The following is an 18,154-nucleotide window of genomic DNA, read 5'->3' as shown; positions in this document are numbered from 1 at the left end:
TAATTTTAATCATTAACTTTGTGGCATCAACTTCTAATATACGATACTTATGAAAAGCATTTTATCCATCATGACATTGTTCGTCGCGGGAGCGCTTACCGCCAATGCACAGATTACGATTATCAGTTCCGAAGATTTTCTCAAACGAGATACCTGCGATGACATAAAGTTTGTAATAAACTACGACATGAAGTCTGTTCAGGACATAAAAAAGACTCCTTACGAATACAAGACAGACCGGATGCTGCTCGAAATTGGCAGCAAAGTTTCTTCTTTTTACAGTCACGACAAATATTTGGCAGACTCGACAAACCTCGAAATACTGAAACGCAACGGCACGGAGTTCGTCAACAGCGATGCTCCTTCGTGGCGATTATACAAGAATTACCCCGAAGCAGGGCATTATTCATACTTGGATAAGATAATGCGAGACAGGTATTTATACCAAGAGGCGGTGGAAGAACCCGCTTGGATGTTGCTGCCTGACAGCATGGCGACCATAATGGGGCACTCTTGCACTATGGCGGAATCGGATTTCCTCGGACGAAAATGGCGGGCATGGTATGCCGAAGACATTCCGATAAGCGAGGGACCATGGAAACTTTGCGGACTGCCGGGACTGATTCTCCGTGCCTGCGACTCGGAAAACCAATATCAATTCGAACTTACAGGTATAAGAAAAGGAAGACAGGGAGAACACATTATTTATACCGGAAGCACACACGAGAAAATAGACAAGAAATCACTAAACAAACTTTACGAGCGGTTTTTCGATGACCCGATAGCCTTTATTGCCAATGCACCGAACGTGAAAGTTTCCGTTTATGACGACAAAGGGAACAAAATGAGCAAGATGCCTGCAATACCATATAACCCGATTGAGAGATGACGACAAGACGGCTGTTTGCATTTTGTGCATGTCTCGCATGTTTCATAGCCACCAATGCACAGATCATGGTAAACGGAACGGTAATAGATTCCGTGACAAAGACCGGTCTGAAAATGGCAAGCGTGACACTGATGCGCCGCGGAAAACCGGTAACATTTACCAAGACCGATGTCCGGGGACGCTTCTGCCTGAAAGCAAAAAGCATGGAAAATAACGACAGTCTGTCGGTCACTTACATCGGATACGGAAAGCGCACCATGCCGATAGGAGGCGCGAAAGAAATAACGGTGGAAATGACGACGGAGGAATTCAAACTTAAAGAAATACTCGTGAGCGGAAAGCCGATAACGAACAAGGCGGACACTGTAATCTACGACCTGACAAGATTTGCCGACCAACGCGACAATTCGCTTAAAGACGTGCTGAAGAAACTGCCCGGCGTATCGGTTGACAAAGGTGGAACAATCAGTGTCAACGGAAAGAAAATAAACCGCTTCACAGTGGAAGGACTCGACCTTACCGGCGGAAAATACGACAAGATGAACGAAACTCTTAAAGCGAAGGACGTGAAGAGTGCCGAGGTTATCGAACACGACCAGCCCGTAAAGGCTTTGCAGGGAAAGATGTATTCGGACAACGTGGCAATGAACATAAACTTGAAAGACGAAGCAAAGGACAAGTTCTTGTTCAACATCTCACCGACGGCACTCGTACACTTCCCAATAAAGGAGGTTACCGCAGGCGGAAAAGCCGACATTATGCAGATAGGCAGAAAACGACAGCAAATGTATGACATTGAATATGACCGTTCGGGGAAGGATATCAGCATGTCGCACCACCGCCTTGCAACATTCTCGCTGTCTTCGCAACAAGCCGAGGCAGAACTCCCGCATTGGTTCGACATCCCTTTGCCAAATGCACCTATCGACAACGAAAGACTGAGATTCAACAACTCGCACGACTGGAATTTCAGAACAGTGAAAAAGAACAAGAGGGACGGAGAGACAAGACTGTCTGCCGGATACATGCACACTACGGAATATCGGAAAACTTCGAACATGACGACTTATTACATAGACGAAGCACAACCCACCACCACAAGCGAGGAAAGGAATACGCACATTAGCAACGACAGGGTGCAGATTGACTACGACCGCAGCATAAACGAAGAGAAGGTTTACGGAAACCACTACATAACGGCACGCATGTCGAAGACCGACGGACAGTCTATACTAAACGCATCGGAGGGGGATTCCGTCCGACAGAGGGTAAAGTCGCCGGAAATGAACATACAAAACACCTTTTCACGAATGTTTGTTTACAACCGCCATTCGTTCGAAATATATTCCGATGCGGAGTTTTTCTTCTCACCTTCAAGGCTCACCGTAAACGACATGCAGGAGAGTATGAACACTTCTCTTTTCTATACGAACAACAAAATGAAATGGATAAGGAACCGATCGTTCAACACCACGGCGGCAGAAGTGGGAGCCACGGTGGAACATCTATATGTTAACGGCGGGAAAACACACTTCTCGATATATGCCAATCCTTACCATGAAATACGCAGAGGAAGAACAACGTTGAGACTGTCGATGCCTACGGCGTGGGAATGCTATGCCGACTACAAACGGTCTTTCGTAAACACCTCACCGAATATAAGTTTCAACCTTAATAATAGAAACCGTTCCGACCTTTACATATACGCCGCAATGTCGCAGAACACGGGCAATCTCGGGGATTTCGCCGTAAAGGAATACCGCAGCGACTACCGTACAACGATATTCAATGAAGGCATCATACCGCGTACAACATCAATGACATCGGGCATAAAATACACATACAAACGAACGGTAAAGGAGTTTTTCTTCAATTTAAAAGCAAACTATACGCGTTCTTGGTTCAATATAATGAGCGATCTGCAAATTACGGAGGGGAAATATGTATATAAGACTGTGGAACGCAAACATCACAACAGCATGTTCGGCATGCACGGCGAGTTGTCGAAAGGCTGGTTCGACTTGCGACTGAATACACTGCTGGCAATAGAATACAATAACACGAGAGGACAACATTTGTCCGGCGGAAAGATTACTGGATACGAGAGCAACAAGGTGAGCATGAAACCGAGTCTCGTTTTCTCTCCGTCTTGGTGCGAGGTTCATTACTCGGCATCATTCGCCGCATCGCGCACAAAGACGGATGCCGTGAGCCTGCAAACGTTGTGGAATTGGAGACAGAGCCTTTCGCTGACAAAGACCATCGGCAACACCGACCTGTCCGTATCGGCAGTCCACTATCACAACGAACTGCAACATTCGCCCACCGTCAACACTCTGCTTGCCAATGCTTCGATTGTTTGGAGAACAAGAAAAGTGCGTCTGTCGGCAGAGTTGCGCAACTTGTTCGACAGTCGTCAATACACAATTACATCATACGGCGGCGTGGCGTCTTCAACCGGTTCTTACCATCTTCGCCCACGCGAGATATTCGTCATGGCACAGATTTCATTGTGAGAGATTGCCATACGAACGAAACAATACGACCATAAAGAATGTATCAAATGCTATCTGCCGAGCCATGATTCGGGGTTCAGTTTCGCTGTTTCCTTGCGCAACTGGAACTGCAGAATGTTATCCGTGCCCACGGTGCCGAGCGTCTGTCCCGTCTTCACTTGCTGACCGCGGTGTACGCTGACCGACCTAAGGTTGCAATAAACCGATATATAATTTCCGTGGCGTACCATTACGACACTCGTCCCGCTGAAACTGAACACGGCACTTACCTCTCCGTTGAATACGCTGCGTACCGCGGCACCCGGCTGTCCCTGTATGTTTATGCCCTTGTTGTCGAGCGTGACATTGCGTAGTCCTTCCACATTGTACTGCCCGAAATGGCTCACTATGCGGCATCTTCCGGACAACGGCATCGGCAGCCGTCCTCTGTTCTGCTCGAAATTGTTGCTCAGTCGGCGGTCGGCAGTGGCCATCGTTGCCGCAGCCTTGTTATCGCGGTCGGCGCAAGCCACCTCTCTTGCCGAGCGTTCCTCGTCTGCCCGTGCCTTGCGCTCAATTGCAAGACGGTTCTCCTCGGCTGCCTTTGCCGCACGTTCGGCACGCGCTTTCTCTTGGGCACTCTTCCTTTCGGCTGCTTTTCGTTCGGCTTTTGCTTTCTCTTCTGCCGCTTTTGCCTCTGCCAGTCTGCGTGCATTCTCGCGTGCGGCGGCTTCTGCGGCGGCTTTCTTTCGTGCCAGTTCTTCCGCCCTTCTTTTCTTCTCGGCAGCCGCGGCGGCAGCTTTTCTGCGAGCTTCTTCCTCGGCTCTGGCTTTCGCCTTTGCCACCTCTATTGCCACGAGTTTGTCAATCATGGCATTCAGTTGTGCGTCCTTCTGTCTTTGTTCGGTCAGTACCGACTGTATTGTTTTCTGCTGTTGTTGCAGCGATGCCACCACTTGTTGTTGTTCCTTCTGTCGTCCTTCGAGTGCCGCATGTTCCTGCTTTCCTTTATACAATAGTATGTCCTTGTCTTTTTTTTGTTTTGTAAGTTCCTGCTGCTTGCCCGTTATCTGTTCCTGTTTTTCCCTTATCATTTCGCCTTGAGCACGCTGGTATGCGGCATATTCGCGCACGAATCGCAGACGACGGTACATCTGTGGCAGACTCTTTGCACTGAATATGAACATCAACCGCTCCTGCACCCCGCGATGACGTGACACATACCTCATCAACTCGATGTATTTCTGCTTACGCTCCTCCAATTGTCGGTTAAGCGTATTGAGTTGAGACCGCAACAGTTCCATGTTGCCTTCGATATTCGTAATTTCCCCTTGTATGTCGTCTATGTTGCGCTTCCGTGTCTCTATCTCGCTGTTTATCTGCACGAGATTATTCAGTCTGTTCTGCACGTCGGCTTTGTTGGCTTGCAGTTTTTTCTCTTGTTCCTTTATGTTTTTCTGCACTTGCGAGCGTTGTTTCTGCAATCCGCGTATCTCCGCCGTGCTGTAATTTTGCTTCTTTCCCTGTCCTTTCCGTTTCTTCTGTTTGGTAGTTTTTTTCTTTCCCGACTGTTTCTTACTGTTCTGTCGCTGTCGTTGCTGCGTCGTTACGCGCTTTGTCTGCTGCGTATGCGCCTTTCCTCTCTGCCCGTTTTTTCTCTGCTGTGCGTATGGGGCGAGTGCGAACGCCGCCATCATGACAATCAGTATCAGTCTTTTCATTTTATACTCATTATTTTGCTCAACACTTCTTCCGCCGTCACTGCCGAATATTTGCTCGAAAGTCGCGTACGTGCCTCCCAGTCTTCGTTGTTCCTAAGTTTGTCGAGTGCGAGTTCGATTGTTATGCTTTGCCCACCTTTCAGTTCGGAAGAAGTTCCTGTTATGGTTATCTGCGATGGAAATCTGCGTCCTCCGAAATTCTGAAATCCCCCGTATTTCCATTGTAACGAGGCCTTGCTCCGGCTTCCGTCGGAATATGCCACGTCGGCTTGTGTTATCTCAAACGATTTGTTGTCAGCCTGCCATTTATAGTTCATTTTGTCTCTTCCGAGTTCTATTATGCTGCAAATGGCTTGCGGCAGGAGTTTTACGTCAAACGTTTTGAGTTCCGAATCGCGCATGTGGTCGCTTCCCGGAATAAATAGTTGGTTCCAAAAGAGAGCCTGCAACGAATAGAAATTAAGTCCGTTGCGTCTCAAAAACTCCACCTCGTTGTAGTCGGCTTTCAAGTATTGCTTGTTTATCCTGTCCACTATCATCACATAGTCCTTGGTAAGTTCTATGCGTCCTGCCTCGAACAATCCCATCGGAGTTAGTTGTATGCGTATCACATCATCGCGCCTCATGTGCAACGAACCGCCCACCGATATATCCTTTGAGCCTTTCTTCACTCTGAATTTCAGTTTCGCAGTAATATTTTTCTGAACCATTGCACGGTCAGACACGTTCCGTACGAATTTCAGTCGTGCCGCCTCGGTGTCCGCAAATGCTGTCTTTTCGGGTTTTCTTGCCGTTTCCGTCACCGTTTTAGTGGTTCCGCATGCAGCAATGATCATCACCACTGCTGCAACGACAACGTTTATCGCAAATCCTTTTATCTTCATTTCTCAAAATATTTTCTCTGTTTCAATTTCTTTTTCAGCACTTTTCCGTTACCTCCGGCATCTACTGCCTTTTGCCAATATTCAACGGCAGAGATTCGTTCTCCGCATTTCCAGAAAATGTCTCCGGCATGTTCTATCACGTCTGCGCTCGGCGAATCATAATTTTTAAGTGCCTGCTCGATGTATGTCTTTGCCTCTTCGTATCGTCCCTGCATGAACAGTATCCATGCGTAAGTGTCGAGATATATTCCGTTGTTAGGCTCGGCCTTTACGGTTTTATAACTCATCTGCTCCGCCTTCTGCAGTCCGTTGCCGGTAAGACTGAGGTAGTATGCATAGTTGTTCAGGCATCCGATGTTCTCGCTGTTCCACATAAGACAGTTGTCATACGCCTCGAATGTTTCCTTCTCCATCCCTTTCTCGTGGTACATCTCCCCCATCAATCCGTAAATGTCGGACACGAGTTCCTTGTTGCTTTGGTCGTTTACCACAGCCACTCCGCGCCGCGTTGCCTCGAGAGCCTCGTCAATCTTGTCCTGTTGGTTGTATGCCAGTGCCATGAAATAATAGAATGCCGGTTCGTCGGGATTGTACTGCTGTGCTCTCCGGCATAATTTTAGAATCCGGTCGAAATCTTTTTTCTCCCATGCCGATTGTATAAGTTGTAGTAGTGTACCTACCTCATCGGGTGCTATTTCGAGTGCTTGTTCCAGCACCGCATCTATCGAGTCTCGCGGATATTCTTTCAGTTTCAGATAACCGGCATAAAGTATCGTCATTTCGGGTGTTTCCTGCGGCTCGGCAAGTATGCGCTTGAACAAATTTATCACCTCCATGCTTCCCGCCCCAACGCGCTCATTCTCATCAACCACCTGTCTCAACAGATGTATCTTGCTTGCCGTCGGCGTCTTCTCGCTCACGAGTATTCTCTCCATCGTTGCCTGTGCGAGCGAATCCTCGCCCTCTTTTTTGTAATAGTCAAGCATTGACATCTGTGCCGACACATTGTCCGGCTCCTGTTCCAGCACCGCATCATATTCGTTGAGAGCCTCGTCTTCGCGGCCGTTCTTGAGTAACCAGTTGCCCATCATCACACGATAATTAAGGTCGTTGGGATACTTGTCCGCAAGTTGTTTCAGCGCGTTGAATTCAGACTTTTTATCCCCTTTCATCGAGAATGCGAACATCTTAGACAGTGTTATCTGCTCGTTGCAGCCCTCCGCCTGTTCCAGTCTTTTGAGCGCACTAATCATCTTGTCGTATTTTTTCTGCCGGTCATATAATTGTACCAGTATTCCGAGTACGTCGGTACGATCGAGGTTGTTGGCATAGAGTCGCTCGTAGGTGTCTGTCGCCTTGTCAAAATTTCCGGTGTTGACGTACGACACCGCGAGTCGTTCAATATATACATCGTTCTTCGGGTTAAGCACCGCAGCACGCTCCATTGCCTGCATTGCCATGCTGTCCCGTCCCAATCCGGAATAATAGGAGGCAATGGTAAAATACACCTCCGGGGCATTTGGATTTATCACAAGACAATGTTTCAGCAGGTCGAAAGCAGCATCGAAATTGCCTTTGTTCTGTTGAGACACTGCCTCGAAAAAGAAATACTTCAGTCGTTGTTCGTCGTTATGACTAATATCGGCTGTCACGATGTTTTTCTCTCCGCCTATCGCCTGTTTTACGGATATTGTTTGCGGAAATCCGCAGGATACGACAAGCACGACAACCGCTACGGCGGATACAACCATTGTTGCCCGTCGTAACATTCGCATTTTTTCAACAATGAGGTTTCTCATCATTCATTTCACTCCCGTATGACCATATCCGCCCTCGCCCCGCTCTGTCTCATCAAGCACTTCCACGGCGATGAAATCGGCATTTTCGTGCCTTGCAATAACCATTTGTGCTATACGCTCGCCGGCATTTATCACAAAATCGCGGTCACCGAGATTTATAAGCAACACCATAAGTTCGCCACGATAGTCGGCATCTACCGTGCCCGGAGTGTTGAGTACCGTCAGACCGTGCTTCAGGGCAAGCCCGCTGCGCGGACGAATCTGCGCCTCGAAACCTGCCGGAAGGGCAATGTGCAACCCCGTGGGTATGAGTCGCCGTTCCATCGGTTTGAGAGTTATTGGTTCGTCAATGTCTGCTCGCAAATCCATACCCGCACTTTGGGGTGTGGCGTAGGCGGGAAGAGGCTGACGACCCTTGTTCAAAACTTTTACCTGTATCATCTTTCGTATTTTAGTTCTTTTTATTTCCGAAATGGCATTTCAATCATAAATACAACGTGCAAAAATACGAAATAAAGATTGCATGGTGAAATTTTAAGTGCTATTTTATTCGAAATTACTGCATTTTATATTACTTTTGCATCGGTATGAGGTATTTGCACGGAATGCCACGACAATCCGCCGGTGTCGGGTTGACTCATAAAAACCGACCGCCATGCCTCATTACGCCCTAAGAAAGTATGGACTGGATAAAACTTATAACAAACAAAAGACTCGGACAGGAATGTCGTCACTGCGAGAGACACGACGACAGGACGGAGTTCAAACGCGACTACGACCGACTGATTTTCTCGGCTCCTTTCCGACGTTTGCAGAACAAGACGCAGGTGTTCCCGCTGCCGGGCAGCATCTTTGTACACAACCGTCTCACACACTCGCTCGAGGTGGCAAGTGTGGGAATGTCGCTCGGCAATGACGTGGCAAGCAGGATAATCGCAGAAAATCCCCATTTCAACGACACCATGCTGCCCGAAATCGGTACTATTGTGAGCACGGCATGCCTTGCACACGACATGGGAAATCCGCCGTTCGGGCATTCCGGAGAAAAGGCAATACAGGCTTTCTTCACCGAAGGAGGGGGAAGAAAACTGCGAAACATGGTGTCACCGGAGATTTGGGCGGACATAACCCATTTCGAGGGAAACGCAAATGCCTTCCGACTGCTTGCGCACAGATACAAGGGACGGCGCGATGGAGGCTTCGTCATGACATATACCACATTGGCATCAATAGTGAAATACCCCGTTTCATCGACATGTGCGGGGAAAAAAGGCAAGTTCGGTTTTTTCCATGAAGAACTGCCTGTATATCAAAAAATCGCCTCCGAACTCGGCATACCGCAAATGCCGGCAGACAAAGAATCCGGAAACGGAGAGAAAGAAAATGTTTCGGGGGTGGCATACGCACGCCATCCATTGGTATATCTCGTGGAGGCTGCCGATGACATCTGCTACGAAGTGATGGACATAGAAGATGCTCACAAACTGAAAATACTAAGTTTCGAGGAGACAAGCGAATTGCTCTTGGGATTTTTCAACGACAAAACACGCGAAAAGATAAAGCGGAGAATAAAAGACGAGGGCATAACAGACGACAACGAAAAGGTGGTCTACATGCGTGCAAGGGTGATAGGACTGCTCGAGAAATGCTGTGTTGACACTTTCCTCAACAACAAGGAGAAGATAATGGAGGGTACATTCAAAGGCTCTCTAATCGATGAAATCGATGAAAAACAGCGATTGGCATACAAGATATGCACCGAAACATCACGACGGAAGATATACAACAGCAAGCCTGTTCTCGACGTTGAATTGAGCGGTTTCAAGATAATGGAGACATTAATGGAAACGTTCACCGAGGCGGCGGTATATCCCGACCGTTTTTACTCGCGACAACTTATAAACCGCGTAGGCAGTCAGTATGACATCAACTCACCCGACCTCGAAATGCGCATCATGGCGGTAATCGACTATATCAGCGGAATGACCGATGTGTATGCGCTCGAAATATACCAGAAAATAAAAGGTATCTCCCTGCCCATAGTATGATGCAAGAATGCAATCTCGCCTAAATCGCACGGTAAAACCGCCGAAATAAGAGAACAAAACCGCCGAAATTGCTTTTCAATTTCGGCGGTTTTGTTTCCATGGTTTTAATCAACATCTATCCGTATAATCATTGAGAGTCGCTCTTGTATATTATTTTGTTGGCTCCGCTGGTTATCTTCAGAGCCTCTGGGTGTTCCTTTATGAATGAGTCTATGTGACGGACACGCTTTTGTTCGAGTATCTCATCTACGGCTATCAATATGCCGGTTTCCTCGACATCGCCGAACCCGTTGTTTATCGCCGTGCCGAAAAGTTTCATCGTCGGACTGAGATTCATGTATGCGTTGACGAGCGGCGGTATGTTATAGCCCATCTTCCGCACCTCTCTGTTAAGTATCTTGTAGTCTGCCCTGAAATCTTTCTCGCAGAAAAGTGTTGCCAGTTCCGACTCTTCTGTCTCTATAACGAGCGGTTTCATCGGTGTTATGAGATTGTCCTTGTCGCTGAAATGCTTTTTCAAGAAATATAGAATCATGTCTCTTCCCCGTCGTATGTATGAAGGGTACATGGTCATCTTCCCGAAGAAATACCTCACATCGGGCATTATCACGGTAAGCGCACCAAGTCCGTCCCACAGATTGTCGAGTGCGAAAATGCTCTTGCTGTTCTGCTGCACATTCTGATATTCGAGCGAAACGAACGAGCGTCCCAGTTCGATTGTGTAAGGCATGTATTCCTTTAAGAAACGGTCGGAGAAACGGAACATGTGACTCGTGGCCAGCAACGGCTGTCCGTTTTCGTCAAATTCCCAATCGGTTCCGCACAGGTATCGGTATCCTCCTATTATCTCTTCAGCCTCGGGATTCCACACTATCAACTGTTTATAGCAGTTTCTGCAAGTGTCGAAATCATCGATGTCCATGCTCTTGCCCGTACCTCCGCCCGCCTGCCGGAAAGCAATCTCTCTCAACCGTCCTATCTCCTTCATGGTGTTAGGGGCATTGTGAGCCGTAATGATGTATATTTCATTATGGCTCTTGTTTGTCATTCTGAGTTGCCTGTCCTGCGTAAGTTCCGCCTTTAGCAGTTCACGGCTTACAGGGTTGATAATGTCTTGCTCCATCTTCTATCGTTGAAAATTATCTCATAACTTATATACACGTTCGTAAACAAATTCTGCCCATTCCATCGGCGTTTTCGATTTGTCGAAAGTCTGCCACGGTATTGGTTTCCCGAACTTAACCTTGAATTTCCCATGCACGTTTTTATACATCTCATCGACAAGGAAAATCATTGCCACATTTACTTTCTTTATGTATTTGTCGCTGAAATTCGCGAGTTTGTAGAAGAAATCGGAGTTCTGCCCTCCGAAATGTATCGGCACCACATCTCGTTTATATTCGATGCTTTTCGATATGAAAGTTTTTTTCCACGGCAAGTCTCTTATCTGCCCATCCTTTCGGCGCGAACAAAGTCCGGCGGGGAACATCAGCATGTGGTTGTCGCTCTTGAAGCCCGCCTCCACCATTGCGGGGAAATTGCGGCTCTGACTTCCGGTTTTGTTTATGGGTATGCATAAAGGCGCGAGTCCCGGCAGGTTCATCAGCAGATCGTTGACAAGATAGCGAAAACGCCCGTCGTATTTCCGCCCTATTATTGAGCCGAGCGCTACGCCGTCTATCCCTCCGAGAGGGTGGTTGCTAACGAAAGTGTATAGCTTTCCGTCGTCGTTGGGTGGAAGGTTTTCCTCTCCTTCCGTTTCGAGCGTCATGTCAAGGTAACGCACACATTCCTCAAGCCACGGCGTACCGGTAAGTTCGCGGTTGTCCCACAAAAACTTGTTTACCTCGTCTTGATGTATTGTTTTCTTTAACCACGACACCAGCGGACGGGGAACGAACTTTGCTTTCGTCCCCATCTTTCCTTCAAGGATTTCGCCTACGTCTATGGTTTTCCGGGTTATCTCTCTCATTTTAAGAAAAAGTATTTGCAAAAATACACTTATTTTTTTGAACGAGCAGTGTTTTTTATGAAAAAAAACGAAAAAAGATTTTCACGGACTGATTGTTACACACAGACAGCATAGTACTTACCATCTCCACAAGTGTTGAATTTTGCGAACAATGGTTTTTGTTTTTTTCTTCCGCATTATTGCAAAATTCTCACAAAACCACATTTTTCCCACAGCAACATCGTTCTCCGTAATTACTTGACAGGTTTCATTATCCCTAATTTCATTCATCACGTCACAACATTCCGTTACCAAATCTTTACAGCCGTTTTCCATAAAAATACATAAAAAAAACAACCATTCGCCATGACTTTTATTCCAACTTACTGCCCAAAAACGAATTTAACACCCCTCATTTCGTGGAAAAACGCCTTTAAGCCACACATCAACGGTGATCCGAAATATTAATAAATGCTAAAATAAAAATATTTTTTCACTTTTGTGGTGGAAAGTGGTGAAAAGTGGAGTAAAATGTGTATCTTTGCCAAAAAGTATTTATTAAATAAGAACGCATGAGGTTTTTAGGCAACATAGAGGCAAAGGTTGACGCAAAGGGAAGGTCCTTTCTGCCGGCCGCTTTCCGCAAGGTGCTGCAGGCATCCGGCGAAGAGAGTCTCGTGATGCGCATGGATCCTCACCAAAAGTGCATAGTGTTGTACCCCGAGAGCGTTTGGAATGCCGAAATGGACGCCATGGAGAGCCGGCTCGGAAGATGGGACAGAACCGAACAGCAGATTTACCGCCAGTTTGTATCCATGGTGGAGTTGGTCACGCTCGACGGCAATGGTCGCTTCCTCGTACCGCGCCGTTACCTGCAAATGGCAGGTATCGGTCAGAACGTAAGATTTATAGGCGTTCGCAACACCATCGAAATGTGGGACGTGGCCGAACTTGAAAATCAGTTTGTTGAGCCGGCCGAGTTTTCCGAATTGTTCGGAAAGATGATGTCCGAAAAGGAAAAAAACATTTCAGAATGACATATTGCCAACCGTATCGGTAAAAAGACATTTGGAATTAAGTACTCTCATAGTGAAGAGAATCAAAATACGCGAACAACAATACAAACAGTAACGTCAATGCGGAAAGACCGGGAAAACATAAATGAGACATTTGCCGAGAACAACAAGGCAGACGTACAAGGAGCGGAATACCACACTCCCGTACTGCTTACAAAGAGCATTGACGGACTGAACATACACCGCGGGGGCATCTATGTGGATGTAACCTTCGGCGGCGGAGGACATAGTAAAGAGATACTTTCTCGTTTCAAAGGCGGCGAACATCTGTATAGTTTCGATCAAGATGCCGATGCCGAGAATAACGCCGGCGACATTGATTCGGAACAATTCACGTTCGTGAGGAGCAATTTCAGGTATCTGAAAAATTGGATGAGATACCACGGAGTTGATGCCATAGACGGTCTGATAGCCGATCTCGGCGTTTCGAGCCACCATTTCGATGACGAGACACGCGGTTTCTCGTTCCGATTCGACTCTCCGCTCGACATGAGAATGAACAAGAGAGCCGGAAAAACCGCTGCCGAGATACTTAACAACGCAAGCGAGGAGGAACTTGCCGACATCTTCTACATCTACGGCGAGATGAAAAACTCGAGACGCATAGCCGCGGCAATAGTAAAGAGCCGCGGGCAGAAGAACATAGAGAGCACACACGACTTGCTCTCGGCAGTGGAACCGATGTTCAGGAAAGAGCGCGAAAAGAAAGATATGGCACGGTTGTTCCAAGCCTTGCGAATAGAGGTAAACCACGAGATGGACGCACTGAGGGATATGCTGAAAAATGCGACAGAACTTCTCGTGCCGGGCGGGCGATTGTCGATTATAACGTATCATTCGCTGGAAGACCGCATAGTGAAGAATGTTATGAAAACAGGAAATGCAGAAGGTAAGATGACGCAGGATTTCTTCGGGCGCATCAACACCCCTTTCGCACTAATAAACAACAAGGTGATAACACCACAGGCAGACGAGATTGAGCGTAACCCACGCAGCAGAAGCGCGAAACTGAGAATTGCGGAAAAGATATGACGAACAAAGACGAAGAGAACAAAATCCTCGCAGAAGCAGAAGAGATTATAAAAAATGCCGAGGCGGAGGAAATTGACATGACAGAACAAGGCACGCCGGACAACGAGCCACTACTCATTATGGACAACGAAGAAACACAAGAGGAAAAAGACGAGAAAGAAAAGGATAAAGAAGAAAAGGAAAGGAAGAAGAAAGAAAAAGAGAACAAAGAAATGGAAACGCTTGCACTGACAATAAGCAATCAGGCACGCGAAGACGAGGAACCGCTGTCGAAAGTCCTCTCGCTAAGGAAAATCCTCGGAGGCGATTTCTTCACGGCGGAGTTCATGAAAAAGAACGTCGGAGTGATTATACTCATCGTCTTATTCACATTGTTGTATGTAGCCAACAGGTATAGTTGCCAAAATAACCTGCTGGAAATAGACAAACTGAACAAGGAATTGCAAGACTCGAAATACAAAGCACTGTCTTCGGCAAGCGAACTGACGGAAAAATGCCGGGAAACACATGTGCTGGAAATGTTGAAAAACAACAATAACGACCTGCTCAAACAAGCCGAGCAGCCACCTTATATAATTAATGTAGAGGGGAAATGAGTAAATTCAACAATAAAAAAATACTACCGCGCTATAAGCTCATAGCTTATTTCATAGTGCTGGTAAGCATTGCCGTAATAGGCAAGGCGGCATACATCGGAACGGTAAAGCGCGACTATTGGATGGCTGTGGCAGACCGACTTAAAAAAGACAGCGTGGAGGTAAAGCCCATAAGGGGGAATATACTGAGCAGCGACGGACAGTTGATGGCAAGTTCGTTGCCGGAATTCAAATTGTATATGGATTTCCAAGCCGGCGGAGAACACAAGGACTCGCTGCTCGTGGAAAAGATGGACAGCATCTGCAAAGGACTGCACGAGATTTTCCCGAAACGCTCTGCCGAACAATTCCGCAAAGACATAGAAGAAGGAAGAGCAAAAAAATCGCGCCACTGGCCAATATGGAAATACAGGGTAGATTACAACACATACACACGGGTGGCAAGTTTGCCGGTATTCTGTCTGCCGCCTAACAAGGGCGGGTTCCACAAAGAGGAGTTCAATGCACGTCAACACCCTTTCACATCGCTCGCATCACGAACCGTGGGCGACCTATACGGTGCAAAGGATTCGGCACGATTCGGGCTGGAATTGTCGTTCGACTCGGTGCTGCGCGGCGAATCGGGAAAGATGCAAAAGCAGAAAGTGAAACGCCGCTTCATCGGACTGATGCAGAAAGAGGCAGTAGATGGCTCGGACATAGTTACCACAATAGACGTGCAAATGCAGGATATTGCCGAACGAGCCATAATAGAAGAGTTGAAAGAAATTAACGGACAGGTGGGCGTGGCAATAGTAATGGACGTGCCGACGGGCGACATAAAAGCCATCGTAAACATGACACGCTGTGCAGACGGACAGTTCCGCGAGATAAAGAACAACGCCGTGAGCGACCTGCTCGAACCTGGTTCGGTGTTCAAAACAGCATCGGTGATGGTGGCACTCGACGACGGAAAAGTTGACACGACAAAACTGATAAACACCGGAGGAGGCATCGTTGACATGCACGGGGCGAAGATGAAAGACCACAACTGGCACAGGGGTGGTTACGGAACAATATCACTCGCCAAGGCACTCGAGGTAAGTTCGAACATTGGCATCAGTCGCGTCATAGACGAATTTTACGGCAAGTCTCCCGAGAAATACATCGAAGGACTGCATAGAATAGGAATAGCAAGCGACCTTGAAATTCCGCTCTTCGGAGCGACTCCGCCACGAATACGGATGCCAAAGAAAAACGACAAAGGGCAGTATGTCAACTGGAGCAAGACGGCACTGCCGTGGATGAGTATCGGATATGAGACACAGATTCCGCCAATATCCGTCCTTACGTTCTACAATGCCATTGCCAACGGCGGCAAGATGATGCGCCCACGGTTCGTGAAACAAGTGATTAAGGACGGAGAAGTGGTGAAAAATTACGACCCGGTAGTACTGAAACCGCAGATATGCAACAGCACCACCTTGTCGAAAGTGATAACGATGCTCGAACATGTAGTAAGCCGGGGAACGGGAAAAGCAGCCCGTTCGCAGTTGTTCAGCGTTGCAGGCAAGACCGGTACGGCGCAGATTTCGCACGGCAAGGCCGGCTACAAAAGTGGGGGAATGAAATATCTGCTCAGTTTCGTGGGATTCTTTCCTTCGAACCAACCGCGATATAGTTGCATCGTGTGCATACAAAAGAACGGGCACCCCGCATCGGGAGGCATGAGCGCGAAGGTGTTCCACAACATATCGGAAGGCATTATGGCAAAGGATTTGTGGCTCGATGTGAGCGACTCCAAGGACTCTCTGTCTGTTTTAATGCCCGATGTTAAAAACGGTAATATGCTTTCCGCGTGGTTCGTGTTGAATCATTTTGGCATAGAGACAAAGACATCGTGGGACGGCAGTTATGCTAACGGCAACCCCATTTGGGGAAGGGCCGAGCACAAGAACAACCGCATTGACATGGTCGAAACACCGAAATATGGCGACGAGTTGGTACCCAACGTTACCGGAATGGGGGCACGCGATGCCGTTTTCCTGCTCGAAAAACGCGGTTTGAATGTCACACTTGTCGGCAGGGGAAAAGTAAACTCGCAGAGTCTTCCCGCCGGACATAAAATAAAGAGAGGCGAGGTCTGCATACTGAGAATGGGCTGAATCGGCACACTCGGAAACGCATCTGCCGGGAAGATTTATTACAACTAAGAAAAAAAGAATTGAAACATGATACTCAAAGAGTTGCTAAGAAACATCAATAATGCCGTAATCAAGGGCAACGATGATGTGGAGATTACGGGAGTGAACATAGACTCGCGCCGCATAGCCAAAGGACATTTGTTCGTGGCAATGAAAGGAACGCAGGTAGACGGACACACGTTCATGGCAAAAGCCGTGGAACAAGGAGCGGCGGCAGTACTGTGCGAGGAACTGCCCGACACTCTCGCCGATGGCGTTACATACATAAAAGTGGCATCTACCGAAGATGCCGTGGGACATGCGGCAACCGCTTTCTACGGCAATCCTTCCGAAAATCTGAAACTGATTGGCGTAACGGGAACCAACGGTAAAACCACCATTGCCACCTTATTATATAATATGTTCCGCAAACTGGGATATAAATGCGGTCTTATTTCAACCGTATGCAACTATATCGAAGACGAAACGATTCCGACGGATCACACCACCCCGGATCCTGTCGAACTGAACATGTTGCTGGCACGCATGGCAGATGCCGGTTGCCGGTATGTCTTCATGGAATGCTCGAGCCACGCCATAGCACAGAAACGCATTGGCGGACTTAAGTTCTCTGTGGGCATTTTCACCAATCTTACACGCGATCATCTTGATTATCACAAAACTTTCGAGAACTATCGCGATGCCAAGAAGGCATTCTTCGACATGCTGCCAAAGGGCAGTTACGCCATTGTCAATGCCGACGACAAGAACGGCAGGATAATGGTTCAGAACACCAAAGCCACGGTGAAGACATATTCAACAAGACAGACTGCCGATTTCCACGCACGCCTAATAGAGTGTCATTTCGAAGGTATGTACCTCGAGATTGACGGACGCGAGGTGGGTGTGCAGTTCATTGGTAAATTCAACGTCAGCAATCTGCTTGCCGTATATGGCACGGCAAGGGTTCTCGGTGAAGAGCCGGAGGACATTCTCGTAGCCATGAGCACCTTGGGCAGTGTCAACGGAAGACTGGAACCGGTGCGTTCTGCCGAAGGTTTCACCGCCATCATTGACTATGCACACACTCCCGATGCTCTTGCAAATGTTCTCAATGCAATACACGAGGTGCTAAACGGGCGCGGCAAGGTAATAACCGTGTGCGGTGCGGGCGGCAATCGTGACAAAGGCAAGCGACCGCTGATGGCAAAAGAGGCGGCAAGACAAAGCGACCGCATCATCATAACGAGCGACAACCCGCGCTTTGAGGAACCGCAGGAAATAATAAACGACATGCTCGCCGGACTTGACCGCCAACAGATGAAAAAGGTGGTAAGCATCGTTGACCGACGCGAAGCCATTCGCACGGCCTGCATGATGGCACAAAAAGGCGACGTGATACTCATTGCCGGAAAAGGACATGAGGACTATCAGGAGATAAAAGGAGAAAAACACCACTTCGATGACAAAGAGGTGGTTCGCGAGTTTGTCACAAAATAAT

14 protein-coding genes are annotated in these 18,154 nt (G+C 47.7%); 8 read left to right on the top strand and 6 right to left on the bottom strand.

Features of this window, described 5'->3' with window-relative positions:
* The first annotated feature begins 49 nt into the window (after nt 1–49).
* The gene (locus EII32_RS06560; protein ID WP_125234641.1) at nt 50–889 is read left to right on the top strand and encodes a GLPGLI family protein; all 840 of its coding nucleotides are present in this window, start codon (nt 50–52) and stop codon (nt 887–889) included.
* Nucleotides 886–3,405, top strand: coding sequence for a hypothetical protein (locus EII32_RS06555; protein ID WP_125234640.1), 2,520 nt, complete (start codon nt 886–888; stop codon nt 3,403–3,405). Before EII32_RS06560 ends, EII32_RS06555 begins: the two co-directional genes overlap by 4 nt.
* Nucleotides 3,406–3,455: 50 nt before the next feature.
* On the opposite strand, the gene EII32_RS06550 is transcribed toward EII32_RS06555, so the two are convergent.
* The 4 genes from EII32_RS06550 to dut are packed head-to-tail and all read right to left on the bottom strand — an operon-like array spanning nt 3,456 to nt 8,229.
* A complete protein-coding gene (locus tag EII32_RS06550; protein ID WP_125234639.1) occupies nt 3,456–5,105 on the bottom strand; it encodes a murein hydrolase activator EnvC family protein in 1,650 nt (549 codons plus the stop codon).
* Complete coding sequence (locus EII32_RS06545; RefSeq protein ID WP_125234638.1) at nt 5,102–5,989, bottom strand: DUF4292 domain-containing protein; 888 nt, start codon at nt 5,987–5,989, stop codon at nt 5,102–5,104. The genes EII32_RS06550 and EII32_RS06545 overlap by 4 nt, the downstream gene beginning before the upstream one ends.
* Nucleotides 5,986–7,758 carry a tetratricopeptide repeat protein gene (locus tag EII32_RS06540; protein WP_233582330.1) on the bottom strand — a complete coding sequence of 591 codons (1,773 nt, stop codon included), beginning with the start codon at nt 7,756–7,758 and terminating at the stop codon, nt 5,986–5,988. The genes EII32_RS06545 and EII32_RS06540 overlap by 4 nt, the downstream gene beginning before the upstream one ends.
* Nucleotides 7,759–7,791: 33 nt before the next feature.
* Nucleotides 7,792–8,229, bottom strand: coding sequence for a dUTP diphosphatase (gene dut, locus EII32_RS06535; protein ID WP_125234637.1), 438 nt, complete (start codon nt 8,227–8,229; stop codon nt 7,792–7,794).
* A 239-nt stretch (nt 8,230–8,468) separates the two neighbouring features.
* On the opposite strand from dut, the gene dgt reads away from it, so the two are divergent.
* The gene (gene dgt, locus EII32_RS06530; protein WP_125234636.1) at nt 8,469–9,836 is read left to right on the top strand and encodes a dGTP triphosphohydrolase; all 1,368 of its coding nucleotides are present in this window, start codon (nt 8,469–8,471) and stop codon (nt 9,834–9,836) included.
* A 127-nt stretch (nt 9,837–9,963) separates the two neighbouring features.
* On the opposite strand, the gene EII32_RS06525 is transcribed toward dgt, so the two are convergent.
* Nucleotides 9,964–10,959, bottom strand: a complete 996-nt coding sequence (locus EII32_RS06525; protein WP_125234635.1) for a GNAT family N-acetyltransferase — start codon at nt 10,957–10,959, stop codon at nt 9,964–9,966.
* Nucleotides 10,960–10,980: 21 nt separating this feature from the next.
* On the bottom strand, nt 10,981–11,808 hold the full coding sequence (locus EII32_RS06520; RefSeq protein WP_125234634.1) for a 1-acyl-sn-glycerol-3-phosphate acyltransferase: 828 nt from the start codon (nt 11,806–11,808) through the stop codon (nt 10,981–10,983).
* 551 nt (nt 11,809–12,359) lie between these two features.
* Here EII32_RS06520 and EII32_RS06515 point away from each other — a divergent pair.
* The 5 genes from EII32_RS06515 to EII32_RS06495 all read left to right on the top strand — a co-directional run bounded on the left by EII32_RS06515 (nt 12,360) and on the right by EII32_RS06495 (nt 18,153).
* Nucleotides 12,360–12,824 carry a division/cell wall cluster transcriptional repressor MraZ gene (locus EII32_RS06515; protein WP_125234633.1) on the top strand — a complete coding sequence of 155 codons (465 nt, stop codon included), beginning with the start codon at nt 12,360–12,362 and terminating at the stop codon, nt 12,822–12,824.
* Between the two features lie 99 nt (nt 12,825–12,923).
* On the top strand, nt 12,924–13,895 hold the full coding sequence (rsmH, locus tag EII32_RS06510) for a 16S rRNA (cytosine(1402)-N(4))-methyltransferase RsmH (RefSeq protein WP_125234632.1): 972 nt from the start codon (nt 12,924–12,926) through the stop codon (nt 13,893–13,895).
* A complete protein-coding gene (locus EII32_RS06505) occupies nt 13,892–14,491 on the top strand; it encodes an FtsL-like putative cell division protein (protein ID WP_233582329.1) in 600 nt (199 codons plus the stop codon). The genes rsmH and EII32_RS06505 overlap by 4 nt, the downstream gene beginning before the upstream one ends.
* Complete coding sequence (locus EII32_RS06500; RefSeq protein WP_125234631.1) at nt 14,488–16,635, top strand: penicillin-binding protein; 2,148 nt, start codon at nt 14,488–14,490, stop codon at nt 16,633–16,635. The genes EII32_RS06505 and EII32_RS06500 overlap by 4 nt, the downstream gene beginning before the upstream one ends.
* Before the next feature lie 66 nt (nt 16,636–16,701).
* A complete protein-coding gene (locus EII32_RS06495; RefSeq protein WP_125234630.1) occupies nt 16,702–18,153 on the top strand; it encodes a UDP-N-acetylmuramoyl-L-alanyl-D-glutamate--2,6-diaminopimelate ligase in 1,452 nt (483 codons plus the stop codon).
* The last annotated feature ends 1 nt before the right edge of the window (nt 18,154 follow it).

Source organism: Prevotella sp. OH937_COT-195, from assembly GCF_003932845.1.
Classification (GTDB): domain Bacteria; phylum Bacteroidota; class Bacteroidia; order Bacteroidales; family Bacteroidaceae; genus Prevotella.
This window is presented reverse-complemented; position numbering and strand designations above follow the sequence as displayed.